Annotated in this window: 13 protein-coding genes; 10 read left to right on the top strand and 3 right to left on the bottom strand. The window is 54.7% G+C overall.

All coding sequences use genetic code 11. The features are described 5' to 3' along the window. Positions 1-154 precede the first annotated feature (154 nt). The 3 genes from pflB to ycaO form a co-directional block, all read right to left on the bottom strand. Positions 155-2,437: a formate C-acetyltransferase gene (pflB, locus tag IAE48_RS07815; RefSeq protein ID WP_094420341.1), complete on the bottom strand. Its 2,283-nt coding sequence runs from the start codon at positions 2,435-2,437 to the stop codon at positions 155-157. A 51-nt stretch (positions 2,438-2,488) separates the two neighbouring features. After that, a complete protein-coding gene (gene focA / locus IAE48_RS07810; protein ID WP_042718762.1) occupies positions 2,489-3,346 on the bottom strand; it encodes a formate transporter FocA in 858 nt (285 codons plus the stop codon). 405 nt (positions 3,347-3,751) lie between these two features. Then, positions 3,752-5,512: a 30S ribosomal protein S12 methylthiotransferase accessory factor YcaO gene (gene ycaO / locus IAE48_RS07805; RefSeq protein WP_076770314.1), complete on the bottom strand. Its 1,761-nt coding sequence runs from the start codon at positions 5,510-5,512 to the stop codon at positions 3,752-3,754. 137 nt (positions 5,513-5,649) lie between these two features. Between ycaO and IAE48_RS07800 the strand changes: the two genes are divergently transcribed. The 10 genes from IAE48_RS07800 to lpxK all read left to right on the top strand — a co-directional run bounded on the left by IAE48_RS07800 (position 5,650) and on the right by lpxK (position 18,190). Further along, positions 5,650-6,342, top strand: coding sequence for a DUF421 domain-containing protein (locus IAE48_RS07800; protein ID WP_054803088.1), 693 nt, complete (start codon positions 5,650-5,652; stop codon positions 6,340-6,342). A gap of 162 nt (positions 6,343-6,504) precedes the next feature. Continuing rightward, positions 6,505-7,590 carry a 3-phosphoserine/phosphohydroxythreonine transaminase gene (gene serC, locus IAE48_RS07795; RefSeq protein ID WP_023481286.1) on the top strand — a complete coding sequence of 362 codons (1,086 nt, stop codon included), beginning with the start codon at positions 6,505-6,507 and terminating at the stop codon, positions 7,588-7,590. A 66-nt stretch (positions 7,591-7,656) separates the two neighbouring features. Further along, positions 7,657-8,940: a 3-phosphoshikimate 1-carboxyvinyltransferase gene (gene aroA / locus IAE48_RS07790; RefSeq protein WP_200133987.1), complete on the top strand. Its 1,284-nt coding sequence runs from the start codon at positions 7,657-7,659 to the stop codon at positions 8,938-8,940. Between the two features lie 134 nt (positions 8,941-9,074). Continuing rightward, a complete protein-coding gene (locus IAE48_RS07785; protein WP_023481474.1) occupies positions 9,075-9,842 on the top strand; it encodes a M48 family metallopeptidase in 768 nt (255 codons plus the stop codon). A gap of 163 nt (positions 9,843-10,005) precedes the next feature. Next, positions 10,006-10,689 (top strand): (d)CMP kinase, encoded by a 684-nt coding sequence (gene cmk / locus IAE48_RS07780; protein WP_023481374.1) that lies wholly within the window; start codon positions 10,006-10,008, stop codon positions 10,687-10,689. Between the two features lie 121 nt (positions 10,690-10,810). Continuing rightward, a complete protein-coding gene (rpsA, locus tag IAE48_RS07775) occupies positions 10,811-12,484 on the top strand; it encodes a 30S ribosomal protein S1 (protein ID WP_023481457.1) in 1,674 nt (557 codons plus the stop codon). Between the two features lie 180 nt (positions 12,485-12,664). Beyond that, a complete protein-coding gene (gene ihfB / locus IAE48_RS07770; RefSeq protein ID WP_007374142.1) occupies positions 12,665-12,949 on the top strand; it encodes an integration host factor subunit beta in 285 nt (94 codons plus the stop codon). 217 nt (positions 12,950-13,166) lie between these two features. Continuing rightward, entirely contained in the window at positions 13,167-15,431 is a 2,265-nt protein-coding gene (locus IAE48_RS07765) for a ComEC family protein (protein WP_200133986.1), read from the top strand. 36 nt (positions 15,432-15,467) lie between these two features. Beyond that, positions 15,468-17,216, top strand: coding sequence for a lipid A ABC transporter ATP-binding protein/permease MsbA (msbA, locus tag IAE48_RS07760; RefSeq protein ID WP_042714223.1), 1,749 nt, complete (start codon positions 15,468-15,470; stop codon positions 17,214-17,216). Beyond that, positions 17,213-18,190: a tetraacyldisaccharide 4'-kinase gene (gene lpxK / locus IAE48_RS07755; RefSeq protein WP_200133985.1), complete on the top strand. Its 978-nt coding sequence runs from the start codon at positions 17,213-17,215 to the stop codon at positions 18,188-18,190. The genes msbA and lpxK overlap by 4 nt, the downstream gene beginning before the upstream one ends. Positions 18,191-18,202: the final 12 nt, after the last annotated feature.

The following is an 18,202-nucleotide window of genomic DNA, read 5'->3' as shown; positions in this document are numbered from 1 at the left end:
TGTCTGTGCAGTTTCATTCCTTCTGCACTAAGTCTGTTTTGGCAGGCATCCGGTAAACAGATGGCTGACGAAGCAGGCTATGGTTGTGAAAAAGGCCCCACAGACGTGGAGCCTTTAGTGTACGCTTTTTACAAGCTTCTTTCAGCCAATACCATTACATGGTCTGGGTGAAAGTACGGGTAATCACGTCCTGCTGCTGCTCTTTAGTCAGCGAGTTAAAGCGCACAGCGTAACCGGAAACGCGGATGGTCAGCTGCGGATATTTCTCCGGGTTTTCCATCGCGTCGAGCAGCATTTCGCGGTTCATAACGTTGACGTTGAGGTGCTGACCACCTTCGATTGAGGCTTCATGGTGGAAGTAACCATCCATCAGACCTGCGAGGTTAGTTTTACGCACTTCATCATCTTTACCCAGCGCGTTCGGCACGATAGAGAAGGTGTAAGAGATACCATCTTTCGCGTAGGCAAACGGCAGTTTTGCAACGGAGGTCAGAGAGGCAACAGCACCTTTCTGGTCACGGCCGTGCATCGGGTTAGCACCCGGTCCAAACGGTGCACCAGCGCGACGACCATCCGGGGTGTTACCGGTTTTCTTACCATACACAACGTTAGAAGTGATGGTCAGAACCGACTGAGTCGGGATCGCGTTGCGGTAGGTGGTCAGTTTCTGAATTTTCTTCATGAAACGTTCTACCAGGTCAACCGCCATGTCATCGACGCGTGCGTCGTTGTTACCAAACTGCGGGTATTCGCCTTCGATTTCGAAGTCGATGGCCAGACCATCTTCGTCACGAATCGGTTTAACTTTCGCATATTTGATAGCAGACAGAGAGTCAGCGGCAACCGACAGGCCAGCGATACCGCAAGCCATGGTACGAACCACGTCACGATCGTGCAGCGCCATCAGAGAGGCTTCGTAGCTGTACTTGTCGTGCATGTAGTGGATAACGTTCAGCGCGGTGACATACTGTTTAGCCAGCCAGTCCATAAAGTGATCCATACGTTCCATCACTTCGTCGAACTTCAGCAGGTCGCCTTTGATAGGTTCAGATTTCGGACCTACCTGCATTTTCAGTTTTTCATCCACGCCGCCGTTGATAGCGTACAGCATGGTTTTCGCCAGGTTTGCACGGGCACCGAAGAACTGCATCTGTTTGCCGACAACCATCGGGCTTACGCAGCAGGCAATCGCGTAGTCATCGTTGTTGAAGTCCGGACGCATCAGGTCATCGTTCTCATACTGCAGAGAAGAGGTGTCGATGGAGACTTTAGCAGCGAATTTTTTGAAGTTCAGCGGCAGTTTTTCAGACCACAGAACGGTGATGTTCGGCTCCGGAGACGGCCCCATGGTGTAGAGGGTGTTCAGGAAGCGGAAGCTGTTTTTGGAAACCAGCGTACGGCCGTCAACGCCCATACCGCCGATAGATTCAGTTGCCCAAATCGGGTCGCCAGAGAAGAGCTCATCATACTCAGGAGTACGCAGGAAGCGGACCATACGCAGTTTCATGACCAGGTGGTCAATCATTTCCTGTGCGTCCTGCTCGGTGATTTTGCCCGCTTTCATGTCACGTTCAATGTAAACGTCCAGGAAAGTGGAGACGCGACCGAAGGACATTGCAGCGCCGTTCTGAGACTTAACTGCGGCCAGGTAGCCGAAGTAGGTCCACTGAATTGCTTCCTGAGCAGTGGTTGCCGGACCGGAGATATCACAGCCATATTTTGCTGCCATCTCTTTGATCTGACCCAGCGCGCGGTGCTGTTCAGCAATCTCTTCACGCAGACGGATAGTCGCTTCCAGGTTTACGCCGTTTTCCAGGTCAGACTGCAGAGACTGGAACTGGGCATATTTGTCTTTCATCAGGAAGTCGATACCGTACAGCGCAACGCGACGGTAGTCACCGATGATACGACCACGGCCGTAGGCGTCCGGCAGACCGGTCAGCACGCCAGATTTACGGCAGTTCAGGATATCTTTGGTGTAAACATCGAATACGCCCTGGTTGTGGGTTTTACGGTATTCGGTGAAGATTTTTTTCAGCTGCGGATCCAGTTCGCGGTTGTACGCTTTGCAGGAACCTTCAACCATTTTGATCCCGCCGAACGGGATGATGGCGCGTTTCAGCGGTGCTTCGGTCTGCAGACCAACGATCTTCTCGAGCTGCTTGTTGATGTAGCCCGCATCGTGAGAGGTGATAGTGGAAGCAACGGAGGTGTCGAAATCAACTGGCGCATGCGTGCGGTTTTCCAGTTTCACGCCTTCCATGACTTTGTCCCACAGCTTGGTGGTCGCGTCAGTAGCGCCCGCCAGGAAGGACTCGTCACCTTCGTACGGAGTGTAGTTTTTCTGGATAAAATCACGTACGTTTACAGCGTTTTGCCATTCACCTTGAGTAAAACCTTCCCAGGCTGCGGCTAATTTTTCGTTAAGTTCGGACATGTAACACCTACCTTCTTAAGTGGATTTTTTATTTACTGCCTGAAACGATCTTTAGTGGTGATCGTTGCCACGCAGGTAAATGACCCAGTATGTCAACCCGACCAGTAAGCCTCCACCGATGATGTTCCCGATTGTTACCGGGATCAGGTTATCGGTAATAAAGTTCATGACTGTCAGGTGAGAAAAACTTTCCGGGCTGGAACCAACGGCGGTCCAGAACTCCGGGCTTGCAAAGTTGCGAATCACGATGCCCATCGGGATCATAAACATGTTCGCAATACTGTGCTCAAAACCGCTGGCGACAAACATCGCGACCGGCAGCACCATAATCATTGCTTTATCCATCAGGCTGCGGCCGGAGTAACTCATCCATACCGCCATGCAGACCATCAGGTTGGCGAGGATACCCAACGCCACCGCTTCAATGAAGGTGTGGTGCACCTTGTGATCGGCGGTCTGCAATACGTTCAAGCCCCAGCCGCCGTTGGCGACCATATATTCGCCGGACAGCCACATTAATAAGACGAAGAGCAGCGCACCCACCAGGTTGCCAACGTAAACGTTGATCCAGTTTCGAGCCAGTTGCCCCCACGTGATGCGCCCGCTGGCTTTCGCCACAACAATCAGCACCGTGGAGGTAAAGAGGTCGGCGCCGCAGATAATGCAGAGAATCAACCCAAGTGAGAAACAGATGCCGCCGATAAGTTTTGCGATGCCATAAGGCATCGTTGCTGTACCGGTGGTAGCCGTTATATAGAAAACGAACGCAATGGAGATAAACACACCGGCGGTAATCGCCAGGTAGAAGGTCTTAAGCGGATGTTTAGTCGCTTTATAGACACCAGCTTCTTCGGCCACTTTGGCCATCTCTGCTGGAAGTATTAGATCAAAAGGGTTGTCAGCTTTCACACTAACTCTCTCTTTATTAAGTCGGCGACGAGATACTAACAAAGCATTATAGAAGACAATTTGATATGGATCATATCTCGCCTGGCTTATAGGACCGCAAAGCGTATGGTTTTTCTGCTAAAGCGGGGTAACGTGTTGATTATCAAAATAAAAATAAATTTTAAAATTTATAAGAAGCGTTGAATTTTTTTGTGCGATCCTCCGTTAACGGTTAATTAATATGGAGTAATTGCCATTAGAAGTAACAATACTAGCGCTGCGAATATAATTATATTTACCCGCAATTAACTTAAATATTACATTTAAGATTCATCACCAAAATATAATAAAAAAGGGGCAATAAAATTGCCCCGTAATATAGCGTAGACTTACGAATAAGCCTACCTGTTGTAGTGTTATTTATCGTTACTTAGACCAGTAAGCGACTTTCGCACGTTGTAATTTTTCGTAAGCGGCTAACAGTGCCTGATGAGCCGGGAACGCCTGCAGCGTGCCGTCGGCAGGCTGCAGATCGTAAAACGGCGCTTCACCGCTGAGGGCGGCGCTGGCGGCTTCAACGGCCTGCGCGCCATACATGCGCACAAAAGCGTTCAGGTATTGCAGCGGTTGGCGCTCCTCTTCCTGCGCCAGCAAGAGCAGGGTCTGCAGGCAGCGGTAGTAGTTGGCACGCTCAGGGCTAAAGATCGAGGCGTTAAACTCAATCGTCCACTCGGTCCAGGCCAGCGCCTGATCGAGATCGCCGCCCGCCAGCGCCAGCATCGCTTTCAGCTCGCCGATGCGCAGGGTATACCAGCCGTTATCTTTGCCCGTTGCCAGGCCCAGCAGTTCGCGCACGCGCGTAAAGTCATCGTGACCTTCATCATCCAACTGAGCGATAAGATCGAGATAAGCCTCTTTATCCCACTCGCTGCCAGGCAGGGAAAGGATGGTTTCACGCAGGTGGGTACCCATGGTGTTATTCGCCAGCCACAGATCTTCCGCCGGATAGATATCAGACATGCCCGGCACCAGAATACGGCAGGCGTAGACGCCCAGGTGCTCATAATCCGCGATGTAAACCTCTTTATCTTCCTTCTGGAAGATACTCATCAGCGTCGCGAACTCCTCTTCCGTAGTGCCGGCAAAGCTCCAGTCGACAAACGGATAATCGGCATCCTGTTTGAACAGATCCCAGGAGATAAGACCACTGGAGTCGATAAAGTGCGTTTCGAGGTTAGCGTGTTCCGCCACTTCTTCATCATCAAAGGTCGGCGGGGTAAAGACATCCAGATCCTTCAGGCCGCGGCCCTGCAGCAGTTCCGTCACCGTACGCTCCAGCGCCACGCCGAAGTCCGGGTGCGCGCCAAACGAGGCGAAGCAGGTGCCATTCGCCGGGTTGAACAGCACCACGCAGATCACCGGGTAGTTACCGCCCAGCGAGCCGTCATAGGCAAAGATCGGGAAACCTTCCGCTTCCAGTTTGGCAATCGCTTCGACCACGCCTGGATAGCGCGCCAGCACCTCCTGCGGGATCTCTGGCAGGCTGATGCTCTCGGCGATAATGCGGTTTTTAATGTGACGTTCGAAAACTTCAGACAGCCCCTGCACGCGCGCTTCGTTACGGGTGTTGCCCGCCGACATGCCGTTGGAGACATAGAGGTTGCCGACGATATTCATCGGGATATAGACCGTCTGCTCATCCGACTGGCGGGTAAAGGGCAGTGCGCAGATGCCGCGCTCTTCATTACCGGATTGCAGATCGATCAGCATACCTGCAGCCAGCTCATTTTCCGGATCGTAGTAGGCGCGCAGACGTGCATCGAGAATGCCTTCCGGCAGCGAGTCATCTTCCGGCAGCGGGAACCACTTCTCATTCGGATAGTGGACAAACGGCCCCTGGGCAATGGCGTCGCCAAGCCAGAAGTCAGCAAAGAAGTAGTTGGTGGAGAGACGTTCGAAATATTCGCCGAGCGCGGAGGCCAGCGCCGCTTTCTTCGTGGCGCCTTTACCATTGGTAAAGCAGAGCGCGCACTCTTTATCGCGGATATGCACCGACCAGACGTTTGGCACAGGGTTTAGCCAGGAGGCCTCTTCAATATTGAAACCGAGATCGGTCAGTTTCTGCTGAAAGCGGGCGATGGAGTCTTCCAGCGCAGCGTCTTTACCGGGGATAAATGTTTGAGTCATGGCGGTCACTTTTTTCGTACGTAAAGCGCGCAATGATACGGGTTTTACGTGGCAGGCGCTATCGTCCTTCGTGGTGCGGCGAAAATAAAAGTTCTGGCTATGCTTATCAGGAGTAACTCACTGTTAAGGCATTAAAAATGAAAGCGTTTGACCTGCATCGCATGGCGCTCGACAAGGTTCCCCTCGAATTTCTGGGCGAAGTGGCCCTGCGCAGTCTCTACACCTTTGTGCTGGTTTTTCTGTTCCTCAAAATCACTGGCCGACGCGGCGTACGGCAGATGTCGCTGTTTGAAGTATTGATTATTTTGACTCTTGGCTCGGCGGCGGGTGACGTCGCTTTCTATGATGATGTCCCCATGCTGCCGGTGCTGGTGGTCTTTATTACCCTCGCGCTGCTCTACCGCCTGGTGATGTGGCTGATGTCGCATAGCGAAAAGCTGGAGGATCTGCTCGAGGGCAAGCCGATCGTCATTATTAAAGAGGGAGAACTGGAGTGGGAGAGGCTACATAAAGAGAACATGACAGAGTTCGAGTTCTTTATGGAGCTGCGCAACAACGGCGTCGAGCAGCTCGGGCAGGTAAGGCTGGCGATTATGGAGACCAACGGCCAGCTCAGCGTCTATTACTATATTGATGAAGAGGTTAAACCCGGGCTCTGTATTCTGCCAGAGGGGTGCAGCGAGCGTTTTATCACCGTGCCGGAAGCGGGTGATTATGTTTGCGTCCGTTGTAGTAAAATTTCTGCGTTGCAGGCGGGTGAAAAAAAAGCCTGCCCGCGCTGCGCAAATCCGGAATGGTCGAAGGCCAGCAGGGCGATTCGCGTCACATAACAGGGTTTTTATCGGATCTGCTTTCGACTGACAAAACATTCTGCTATGTGATGGGACGCACAACTTTCCCCTGCCTCTGATTACTCGTTGCGGCCTGTGGCGGTGAATGATAAAACCGATGTCACAGGAAAAACGTTTTGCTTTATAGGGTGGTAAGGGGAAATGACGCAGGTTTTCAATTTTAGTTCTGGCCCGGCCGTATTACCGGCGGATGTGCTTAAGCAGGCTCAGCAGGAGTTGTGCGACTGGCAAGGTCTCGGCACGTCGGTGATGGAAATCAGCCACCGTGGCAAAGAGTTTATCCAGGTGGCGGAAGAGGCAGAAAAGGATTTTCGCGATCTGCTCAATATCCCCTCCAACTATAAAGTGCTGTTTTGTCACGGCGGCGGGCGCGGCCAGTTCGCTGGCGTTCCGCTCAATCTGCTGGGTGATAAAACCACCGCGGATTATGTCGATGCCGGTTACTGGGCGGCCAGTGCGGTCAAAGAGGCGAAGAAGTACTGTACGCCGAACGTTATCGATGCCAAAACCACCCTCGACGGCCTGCGCGCGGTTAAACCGATGCGCGACTGGCAGCTGAGCGACAACGCAGCCTATCTGCACTACTGCCCGAACGAAACGATCGACGGGATTGCCATTGACGAAACGCCGGACTTTGGCGATGTGGTGGTGGCAGCGGATTTCTCCTCTACCATTCTTTCTGCTCCGCTGGATGTCAGCCGCTTTGGCGTGATCTACGCCGGTGCGCAGAAAAACATTGGCCCGGCGGGATTAACGCTGGTGATTGTGCGGGAAGATCTGCTCGGTAAGGCGCACCAGTCCTGCCCGTCGATCCTTGATTACAGCGTGCTTAACGATAACGATTCAATGTTCAACACCCCGCCGACCTTTGCCTGGTACCTCTCCGGCCTGGTGTTCAAATGGCTGAAGCAGCAGGGCGGCGTGGCGGCAATGGACCGCATCAACCAGCAAAAAGCCGATCTGCTGTATGGCGTGATCGACGGCAGTGATTTCTACCGTAACGATGTGGCTAAGGCGAACCGCTCGCGCATGAACGTGCCTTTCCAGCTGGCTGACAGCGCGCTCGATAAACTCTTCCTCGAAGAGTCCTTCGCAGCTGGTCTGCACGCGCTGAAAGGCCACCGTGTGGTGGGCGGCATGCGTGCTTCCATCTATAACGCCATGCCGCTGGCGGGCGTGCAGGCGCTGACGGACTTTATGGTTGAGTTCGAACGCCGTCACGGTTAATGCAGTAATGACGATCCCCGTAGCCCGGCTGCGGGGTTTTATTTTGTCCGTAGAGAGTGAAGTTTCATGGAATCCCTGACGTTACAACCCATCGCGCGCGTGGATGGCACCATCAATCTGCCTGGTTCAAAGAGTGTTTCAAACCGCGCCTTGCTGCTTGCCGCATTTGCCCGTGGCACTACCGTGCTGACCAACCTGCTGGACAGCGACGATGTTCGCCATATGCTCAATGCCCTGACTACGCTGGGGGTTCACTATACGCTGTCAGCCGATCGCACCCGCTGTGAAGTGACCGGCGTGGGCGGCCCGCTGAAGGCGGCAGAAAAAGTTGAGTTATTCCTCGGTAATGCCGGCACGGCAATGCGTCCGCTGGCTGCCGCGCTCTGCCTTGGCGACGGCGATGTGGTGTTGACCGGCGAGCCGCGCATGAAAGAGCGCCCGATTGGCCATCTCGTTGACGCGCTGCGTCAGGGCGGGGCGAAAATTGATTACCTTGAGCAGGAAAACTATCCGCCTCTGCGCCTGCGCGGCGGGTTTAACGGCGGTGAAGTGAGCGTTGATGGCAGCGTCTCCAGCCAGTTCTTAACCGCGCTGCTGATGACCGCGCCGCTGGCACCGCAGGATACGGTGATCACCATCAAAGGCGATCTGGTGTCGAAACCCTATATCGATATCACCCTGCATCTGATGAAAACTTTTGGCGTTGACGTTGATAACCAGCAGTACCAGCGTTTTGTTGTGCGTGGCGGGCAGCACTATCAGTCACCGGGGCACTACCTGGTTGAGGGCGATGCCTCTTCGGCCTCCTACTTCCTTGCGGCGGCTGCCATTAAGGGCGGTACGGTCAAGGTGACCGGTATTGGCCGTAATAGCGTGCAGGGCGATATTCGTTTCGCCGACGTGCTGGAAAAAATGGGCGCGACCGTAGTCTGGGGCGAAGATTATATTGCCTGCTCGCGCGGCGAGCTGAACGCCATCGATATGGACATGAACCACATTCCCGATGCGGCGATGACCATTGCCACCACGGCGCTCTTCGCGAAGGGTACTACCACGCTGCGTAACATCTACAACTGGCGCGTGAAGGAGACCGATCGCCTCTTCGCCATGGCGACGGAGCTGCGCAAAGTGGGCGCCACGGTGGAGGAGGGCGAAGACTTTATTCGCGTGACGCCGCCAGCCGCGCTGCAGGTTGCAGAGATTGGCACCTATAACGATCACCGCATGGCGATGTGTTTCTCGCTGGTGGCGCTGTCGGATACGCCGGTCGCCATTCTCGATCCGAAATGCACAGCGAAAACCTTCCCGGATTACTTCGAGCAGTTAGCGCGTATCAGTACGCTTGCCTGATGTTCTTACCGCCCCGCATCCTCTGCGGGGCGCAATGACCTGCCATTGTTAAGAGGGTGAAAAGCCGCTGCGCTGTGCTACCATTTGCGCGGGACTCTTTCCCTCAATTCAGTTAGTTAATACATGGACTGTCAATGAAAAAAACAATGATTTTTAGCTGCCTCGTAGCAGCAACGCTTGTCTCTGGTTGTAAGAACATGGGTGGTATTGATACGGATGCGCTGACCAAATCCGGTATGTCTGCTTATAAAGCGGCGACGCTGAGCGACGCGGATGTGAAAACGCTTTCTGAGCAGTCATGTGCTGAGATGGACAAGCAAAACACCATCGCGCCTGCATCGAGCACCTACGCGAAGCGTCTGAACAAGATTGCTAAAGCGCTGGGCAACAACATCGATGGCACGCCGGTCACTTACAAAGTCTATATGACCAAAGAAGTGAACGCGTGGGCGATGGCGAACGGCTGTATTCGTGTCTATAGCGGTCTGATGGACATGATGACCAACAACGAAGTTGAAGCGGTTCTGGGCCATGAAATGGGCCACGTTGCGCTGGGCCATAGCCGTAAAGCGATGCAAACCGCATATGCCACACTGGCCGCGCGTGATGCAATCTCCGCCAGCAGCGCGGCAGGTGCACAGCTCTCCCAGTCTCAGTTGGGCGATCTGGGTGAGAACCTGATCAACTCTGCCTTCTCCCGTAGCCAGGAGTCCGCAGCGGATGATTTCTCCTACGATCTGCTGAAAAAACGCAACATCAGCCGTCAGGGTCTGGTTACCAGCTTTGACAAGCTGGCGAAGCTGGATGCCGGTTCTGAGAAATCGATGTTTGATTCTCACCCGCCGTCAGCTGAGCGTGCGAAGCATATCCGCGACCGTATCGCCGCCGATAGCAAGAAGTAAGTTTTATTCCGGGCTGATGCAAATCAGCCCGTACTCCCGCGCAATTAATCTACACTCAGCCTCATACTCTTTTGTTATTCGCACGCAGCAGTAACTTTCGTGCGCGTTGGCGCGTATAATGCGCGGCGTTATATAACGATATGCCTTAATTAAGGAGAAAAAGATGACGGCAATTGCCCCGGTAATCACCATTGATGGGCCAAGCGGTGCGGGAAAAGGCACGCTTTGCAAGGCAATGGCGGAAGCGTTGCAATGGCATCTGTTAGATTCAGGCGCAATTTATCGTGTGCTGGCGCTGGCCGCACTGCATCATCACGTGGATGTCTCTTCGGAAGATGTACTGGTGCCGCTCGCCGTGCACCTGGATGTGCGTTTTGTCTCAACCGACGGTCATCTGGAAGTGATCCTCGAAGGCGAAGATGTCAGCGGCGAAATTCGTACCCAGGAAGTGGCCAATGCCGCGTCGCAGATTGCTGCGTTCCCGCGCGTGCGTGAAGCGCTGTTGCGTCGCCAGCGCGCCTTCCGCGAAGCGCCCGGTCTTATTGCCGATGGCCGCGATATGGGCACGGTGGTTTTCCCCGATGCGCCGGTAAAAATTTTCCTCGACGCCTCGGCGGACGAGCGTGCGCATCGCCGCATGCTACAGTTGCAGGAGAAGGGCTTTAGTGTTAACTTTGAACGCCTTTTGGCTGAGATAAAGGAACGAGACGACCGCGATCGTAATCGTCCTGTTGCACCGCTGGTTCCCGCTGCCGATGCTTTAGTGCTGGATTCTACCCGCTTAAGCATTGAGCAAGTGATTGAAAAAGCGCTACAATACGCCCGCCAAAAGTTGGCTCTCGCATAACCTATGCGACCGAATTCGTAGTACCCCCTGCTGCAATGGATTGTGAGCAGGCATGTGAAACAACCCCATCCGGCATGAAGCCAGGTGGACGTTAAATTGAAGAATCCTGAAGATTATCAATATGACTGAATCTTTTGCTCAACTCTTTGAAGAGTCCCTGAAAGAAATCGAAACCCGCCCGGGTTCCATTGTCCGCGGTGTTGTTGTTGCTATCGACAAAGATATCGTACTGGTTGACGCCGGTCTGAAATCTGAGTCCGCCATTCCGGCTGAGCAGTTCAAAAACGCCCAGGGCGAGCTGGAAATCCAGGTTGGTGACGAAGTTGACGTTGCTCTGGATGCAGTAGAAGACGGCTTCGGTGAAACCCTGCTGTCCCGTGAGAAAGCGAAACGTCACGAAGCTTGGATCACGCTGGAAAAAGCTTACGAAGACGCTGAAACTGTTACCGGTGTTATCAACGGCAAAGTCAAGGGCGGCTTCACTGTTGAGCTCAACGGTATTCGTGCGTTCCTGCCGGGTTCCCTGGTAGACGTTCGTCCGGTCCGTGACACTCTGCACCTGGAAGGCAAAGAGCTTGAATTCAAAGTAATCAAGCTTGACCAGAAGCGTAACAACGTTGTTGTTTCCCGTCGTGCGGTTATCGAATCCGAAAACAGCGCAGAGCGCGATCAGCTGCTGGAAAACCTGCAGGAAGGCATGGAAGTTAAAGGTATCGTTAAGAACCTCACTGACTACGGTGCATTCGTTGATCTGGGCGGCGTTGACGGCCTGCTGCATATCACTGATATGGCATGGAAACGCGTTAAGCATCCGAGCGAAATCGTAAACGTTGGCGACGAAATCACTGTTAAAGTGCTGAAGTTCGATCGCGAGCGTACCCGTGTATCTCTGGGCCTGAAACAGCTGGGCGAAGATCCGTGGGTTGCTATCGCTAAACGCTACCCGGAAGGCACCAAGCTGACTGGCCGCGTGACCAACCTGACCGACTACGGCTGCTTCGTTGAAATCGAAGAAGGCGTTGAAGGCCTGGTTCACGTTTCCGAAATGGATTGGACCAACAAAAACATCCACCCGTCCAAAGTTGTTAACGTTGGCGATGTAGTGGAAGTTATGGTTCTGGATATCGACGAAGAACGTCGTCGTATCTCCCTGGGCCTGAAGCAGTGCAAATCCAACCCGTGGCAGCAGTTCGCTGAAACCCACAACAAGGGCGACCGCGTTGAAGGTAAAATCAAGTCTATCACTGACTTTGGTATCTTCATCGGCCTGGACGGCGGTATCGACGGCTTGGTTCACCTGTCTGACATCTCCTGGAACGTTGCAGGCGAAGAAGCAGTTCGTGAATACAAAAAAGGCGACGAAATCGCAGCCGTTGTTCTGCAGGTTGACGCAGAGCGTGAGCGTATCTCCCTGGGCGTTAAACAGCTCGCAGAAGATCCGTTCAACAACTACGTTGCACTGAACAAGAAAGGCGCAATCGTAAACGGTAAAGTCACTGCAGTTGACGCTAAAGGCGCAACCGTAGAACTGGCTGACGGCGTTGAAGGTTACCTGCGCGCTTCTGAAGCTTCCCGTGACCGCGTTGAAGACGCAACTCTGGTTCTGAATGTTGGCGACGATGTTGAAGCTAAATTCACCGGCGTTGACCGTAAAAACCGCGTAGTTAGCCTGTCTGTTCGTGCGAAAGACGAAGCTGACGAGAAAGATGCAATCGCTTCTGTTAACAACAAACAGGAAGAAGGCAACTTCTCTAACGCTATGGCTGAAGCTTTCAAAGCAGCTAAAGGCGAGTAATTCAAGCACGCTGTCTCATTTGCGCTGTAGCGCGACGTAAGTCGGCCGTTATAGCGCAATTGATGATGAGCAACTTGACAGATTACAAGATTCGTCCTGTAATCAATGACAAAGGGCGGCTACGGCCGCCCTTGTTCAAGCTACTAAGCTAACCTTGCGTTGAAGGAGACCGGAGGAATCATGACCAAGTCAGAATTGATCGAAAGACTTGCAAGCCAGCAATCGCATATTCCGGCTAAAGCTGTTGAAGATGCAGTGAAAGAGATGCTGGAGCATATGGCCTCTACTCTTGCCCAGGGTGAGCGCATTGAGATCCGCGGTTTCGGCAGTTTCTCCCTGCACTATCGTGCACCACGCACCGGGCGTAACCCAAAAACAGGCGACAAAGTGGATCTGGAAGGTAAATACGTTCCGCACTTTAAGCCGGGTAAAGAATTACGTGACCGCGCCAATATTTATGAATAAGCCTTAGCCAACGCTAACGTTTACTCGTCGAAAGGGCACCCTCAGGGGTGCTTTTTTCGTTTTTAGCATCGCTAACTTTTCCGGCCTGCCTCGCAAAAATATGTCGCTGTAGCGTAACCCTGTTAAAACCCCCCGACATGCGCCGCAAACCGCGAAATACGCTCCTGACATCACTATCTCTGCATCTCATACTGCGCCCCATAACACGGAGGTGGAGATGAGACTGACCGCGCTGGCTGCCTGTATCACGCTCGGGATTATGCCGCTTGCGTGGCTGCCCGCATTGCCGGGCATCAGGACAATCTGGTGCGTCATCATTGCCGGATTTCTGCTGGGTTGCCAACGCGACCTCGTATTGCGCTACGCAGGCATGACGCTGCTGATTTTTGCGTGGGGGATCCTTGCCGCAATGCAGGCCATCTGGCCGGCCCAGCACCTGCCAACAGCGCATCGCCAGATCGAGTTTGAAATTACTCACAGCGATAATGCGACCCGTCATCAGGGAAAAATCCGTCGTCTTGATGGCAAGCGGCTTCTCGCCGCACCGGGCATTACGCTCTACGGGCAATATCTGCCCGCTCCGGCCTGCGCCGGGCAACGCTGGGCAATGACTATCCGCGCGCGGGCCGTTCACGGGCAGTTGAACGAAGGGGGATTTGATGCACAGCGCTATGCGCTGGCTTCGCATCAACCGCTCACCGGTCGCTTTATCGATGCCAGCTTACTGCAAGCGCACTGCAACTGGCGTGCAGACTATCTTCACTCGCTGGGAGAAGTACTGGCTGAACGGCAGTGGAAAGCCGTTATTCTTGCGCTCGGTATGGGGGAGCGCGCAGCGCTTAGCCCGGAGATAAAGGAGACCTTCCGCCAGACGGGAACCGCGCATTTGATGGCGATTTCCGGCTTACACATCGCGCTGGCCGCGATGCTTGGCGGGCTGTTTGCCAGAGCGGCACAGCTTCTCTTACCTGCGCACTGGATTAACTGGCGCTTTCCTCTCTTAACCGGGTTAGTTTGCGCGGTCTGCTACGCCTGGCTTACGGGGTTACAACCGCCAGCGCTGCGTACAGCAATATCGCTTTGCGTCTGGGCGCTGCTAAGTCTTTCCGGCAGGCAGTGGTCACCCTGGCAAGTATGGATATGCTGCGTGGCCGCGATTCTGTTTATCGATCCGCTTGCGGTGCTCTCTGATAGCCTCTGGCTCTCCGCTTTTGCCGTCGCAGCCTTGCTGTTCTGGTTTCAGTGGTTTCCAGTGCTGTTTAAGGTGCGCACGTGGCTCGGGCGGGGGACGCTTAACCTGCTGCATCTGCAGGTCGGGATGCTGTTTCTTTTGCTGCCAATGCAGCTGGCTATCTTTCATGGTATGAGCCTGAGCGCACTGGTGGCGAATCTGATTGCCGTCCCGCTGGTGACGTTTGTGACAGTGCCGCTTATTCTGGCCGGGATGCTGCTGCATCTGGCCGGCTCCACGGTTTTGCAGTCGCTCTGCTGGGCGCTGGCGGATATGAGCCTTGAGGCGCTGTTTACATTTTTACGCGGGCTGCCGTCCGGCTGGGTCAATATTGATACGCGTTGGCAATGGCTCGCCTGGGCGCCGTGGCTGGTACTGGTTGCGCTACGTTTTCGCCTGTGGCGCACGCTGCCTGCTATCTCTCTGGCTTGCCTGACGCTGCTCGCTTATCCCGTCTGGCGCAGCGCGCGGCCCGATAACTGGTCAGTGCATATGCTGGATGTCGGGCAGGGCCTGGCAATAGTGATAGAGCGTCGGGGAAAAGCGCTGTTGTATGACACCGGCACCGCGTGGCCTGGCGGCGACAGTGGCACGCTGTTGATCGCGCCCTGGCTGCGCTGGCACGGGCTGCGGCCTGAAGGGATAATTCTCAGTCACGATCACCTGGATCATCGCGGCGGCCTGGATTCGTTGCTGAAGATCTGGCCACAGTTGTGGATCAGAAGTCCCATGGGTTGGGGAGGGCATGCGCCCTGTTTTCGCGGCGAGCGTTGGCAATGGCAGGGGTTAACCTTTACCGCGCATTGGCCACTAAAAGAGACACGCTCGCAGGGCAATAACCGCTCCTGCGTGGTGAAGATAGAGGATGGACGCTACAGCGTGCTGCTCACCGGTGATATTGAAGGGCAGGGAGAGATGGCGATGCTCAGCCATTACTGGGCGCATTTGCAGGCTACACTGATGCAGGTACCTCACCACGGAAGCCAGAGTTCTTCGACATTGCCCTTTATACAGCGTGTCGGCGGCGCGGCGGCACTGGCGTCAGCTTCGCGTTATAACGCCTGGCGCTTGCCCTCGGCGAAGGTTAAAAAACGCTACCAGCAGCAGGGATATCAGTGGTACGACACGCCTCACCAGGGGCAGATTACCGTTTCATTTTCGCCTCAGGGCTGGGAAATCCACAGCTTACGCGATCAACTTTTACCACGTTGGTATCATCAGTGGTTTGGCGTCCCCCAAGATAACGGGTAGAATATGCGGCAATTTCAACAAGTGCTGGTTTTTTGAATGCATAACGACAAAGATCTCTCTACATGGCAGACATTCCGCCGTCTATGGCCGACTATTGCGCCTTTTAAAGCGGGGCTGATCGTGTCGGCGATCGCGTTAATCCTCAACGCAGCCAGCGATACCTTCATGTTATCGCTCCTCAAACCGTTACTGGACGATGGTTTTGGTAAAACGGATCGCTCAGTGCTGCTATGGATGCCGCTGGTGGTAATTGGCCTGATGATCCTGCGCGGCATCACCAGCTACATTTCGAGTTACTGCATCTCCTGGGTTTCCGGCAAAGTGGTGATGACCATCCGCCGTCGCCTGTTCAGCCATATGATGGGCATGCCGGTCTCCTTCTTCGACAAACAGTCCACCGGCACCTTGCTGTCACGTATCACTTACGACTCAGAGCAGGTGGCGTCATCGTCGTCCGGCGCGTTGATCACCGTGGTGCGCGAAGGTGCCTCAATCATCGGGCTGTTTATCATGATGTTCTGGTACAGCTGGCAGCTGTCGCTGATTCTGATCGTGCTGGCACCGATCGTGTCGATCGCCATTCGCGTTGTCTCCAAACGTTTTCGCAGCATCAGTAAGAATATGCAAAACACGATGGGGCAGGTGACCACCAGCGCAGAGCAGATGCTGAAAGGGCACAAAGAGGTGCTGATGTTTGGCGGTCAGGAAGTGGAAACAAGCCGCTTTGACAAAGTCAGCAACAAAATGCGCCTGCAGGGGATGAAAATGGTTTCGGCCTCCTCCATCTCCGACCCGATTATTCAGCTTATCGCTTCTCTGGCGCTGGCCTTTGTGCTCTATGCCGCGAGCTTCCCGAGCGTCATGGCGACGCTGACGGCCGGTACTATCACCGTGGTCTTCTCGTCGATGATTGCACTGATGCGTCCGCTAAAATCGCTGACCAACGTCAACGCGCAGTTCCAGCGCGGAATGGCGGCCTGCCAGACGCTGTTTGCCATCCTCGATAGCGAGCAAGAGAAAGATGAAGGCAGCCGCAATATTGAACGTGCGCGTGGCGATCTTGAGTTCCGCAATGTGACCTTTACCTATCCCGGGCGTGAAACCCCAGCGCTGCGTAATATCAATCTCACCATTCCGGCCGGTAAAACCGTCGCGCTGGTAGGGCGCTCTGGCTCAGGTAAAACCACCATGGCCAGCCTGATCACGCGCTTCTACGATATCGATGAGGGTGAAATTCTGCTGGATGGTCACGACCTGCGCGAGTACACGCTCTCATCACTGCGCAACCAGGTCGCACTGGTTTCTCAAAACGTCCACCTCTTCAACGACACCGTGGCGAACAACATTGCTTACGCGCGTACGGAAGAGTACAGCCGTGAAGAGATTGAGCGTGCCGCTGAAATGGCCTATGCCCTCGACTTTATCAATAAGATGGATAACGGTCTCGATACCATCATTGGTGAAAATGGCGTTCTGCTCTCTGGTGGTCAGCGTCAGCGTATCGCCATTGCGCGCGCGCTGCTGCGCGACAGCCCGATCCTGATCCTTGATGAGGCAACCTCTGCACTCGATACCGAGTCCGAGCGCGCCATTCAGGCGGCCCTGAATGAGTTGCAGAAAAACCGCACCTCGATGGTCATCGCGCACCGTTTGTCGACCATTGAACAGGCCGACGAAATTGTGGTGGTGGAAGATGGCCGCATCGTCGAGCGCGGTAGCCACACTGAGCTGCTGGCGCAACGTGGGGCGTATGCGCAGCTTCATAAGATGCAGTTTGGCGAATGATCGCGCGCATCTGGTCCGGTGAATCCCCGCTGTGGCTGTTGCTGCTGCCGCTCTCCTGGCTCTATGGCCTGGTGAGTGGCGCAATCCGGTTTGCTTATCGTGTCGGATTAAAAAAAGCCTGGCGTGCGCCGGTGCCGGTGGTCGTTGTCGGTAACCTGACGGCGGGTGGCAACGGTAAAACGCCAGTGGTCATCTGGCTGGTCGAGCAGCTCCAACAGCGCGGAATCCGCGTGGGAGTGGTCTCGCGCGGCTACGGCGGTAAAGCCGAACGTTATCCGCTGCTGTTGACGCCTGAAACGTCAACAGCGCAGGCGGGAGATGAGCCGGTGCTGATTTATCAGCGTACCGGCGCGCCGGTGGCGGTTTCGCCTGACAGATGCGAGGCGGTTAACGCGTTATTGTCGCAGCATCCGCTGCAGCTGATCGTTACCGACGATGGTTTACAGCACTACCGGCTGGCACGTGATAAAGAGATTGTGGTGGTAGACGGTGTGCGGCGCTTCGGCAACGGCTGGTGGCTGCCGGCGGGGCCGATGCGTGAACGCGCGTCGCGCCTGAAAACCGTCGATGCGGTGATTGCCAATGGCGGTACGCCGCAGGCGGGTGAAATCGCCATGCGCCTGCGCCCGGGTCTGGCGGTCAACCTGTTGACGGCCGAGCGCCGTGCGGTAAACGAGCTTGGCCAGATTGTCGCGATGGCGGGAATTGGCCATCCTCCGCGCTTTTTCGCTACCCTTGCCGAGTGTGGCGCAACGCTTAAGCGCAGCGTGGCGCTGGCGGATCACCAGGCGCTGGCACAGAAGGATGTCGACGCGCTGCTTCAGCCCGGTGAAACGCTGGTGATGACGGAAAAAGATGCCGTTAAGTGTCGTCCTTTTGCGCAGGCTAACTGGTGGTATCTGCCGGTTGATGCCGAGCTTGCGGGCGATGCGGCCGAAAAATTATTGCTGGATCTGCTCACACTGGTGCGCTGAGGATAGCCGCCT

Source organism: Kosakonia sp. S57 (genome assembly GCF_016516575.1).
In the GTDB taxonomy this organism is placed as follows: domain Bacteria; phylum Pseudomonadota; class Gammaproteobacteria; order Enterobacterales; family Enterobacteriaceae; genus Kosakonia; species Kosakonia cowanii.
Note: the sequence above shows the minus strand (reverse complement) of the source record. Positions and strands in the feature narration are given on the sequence as shown.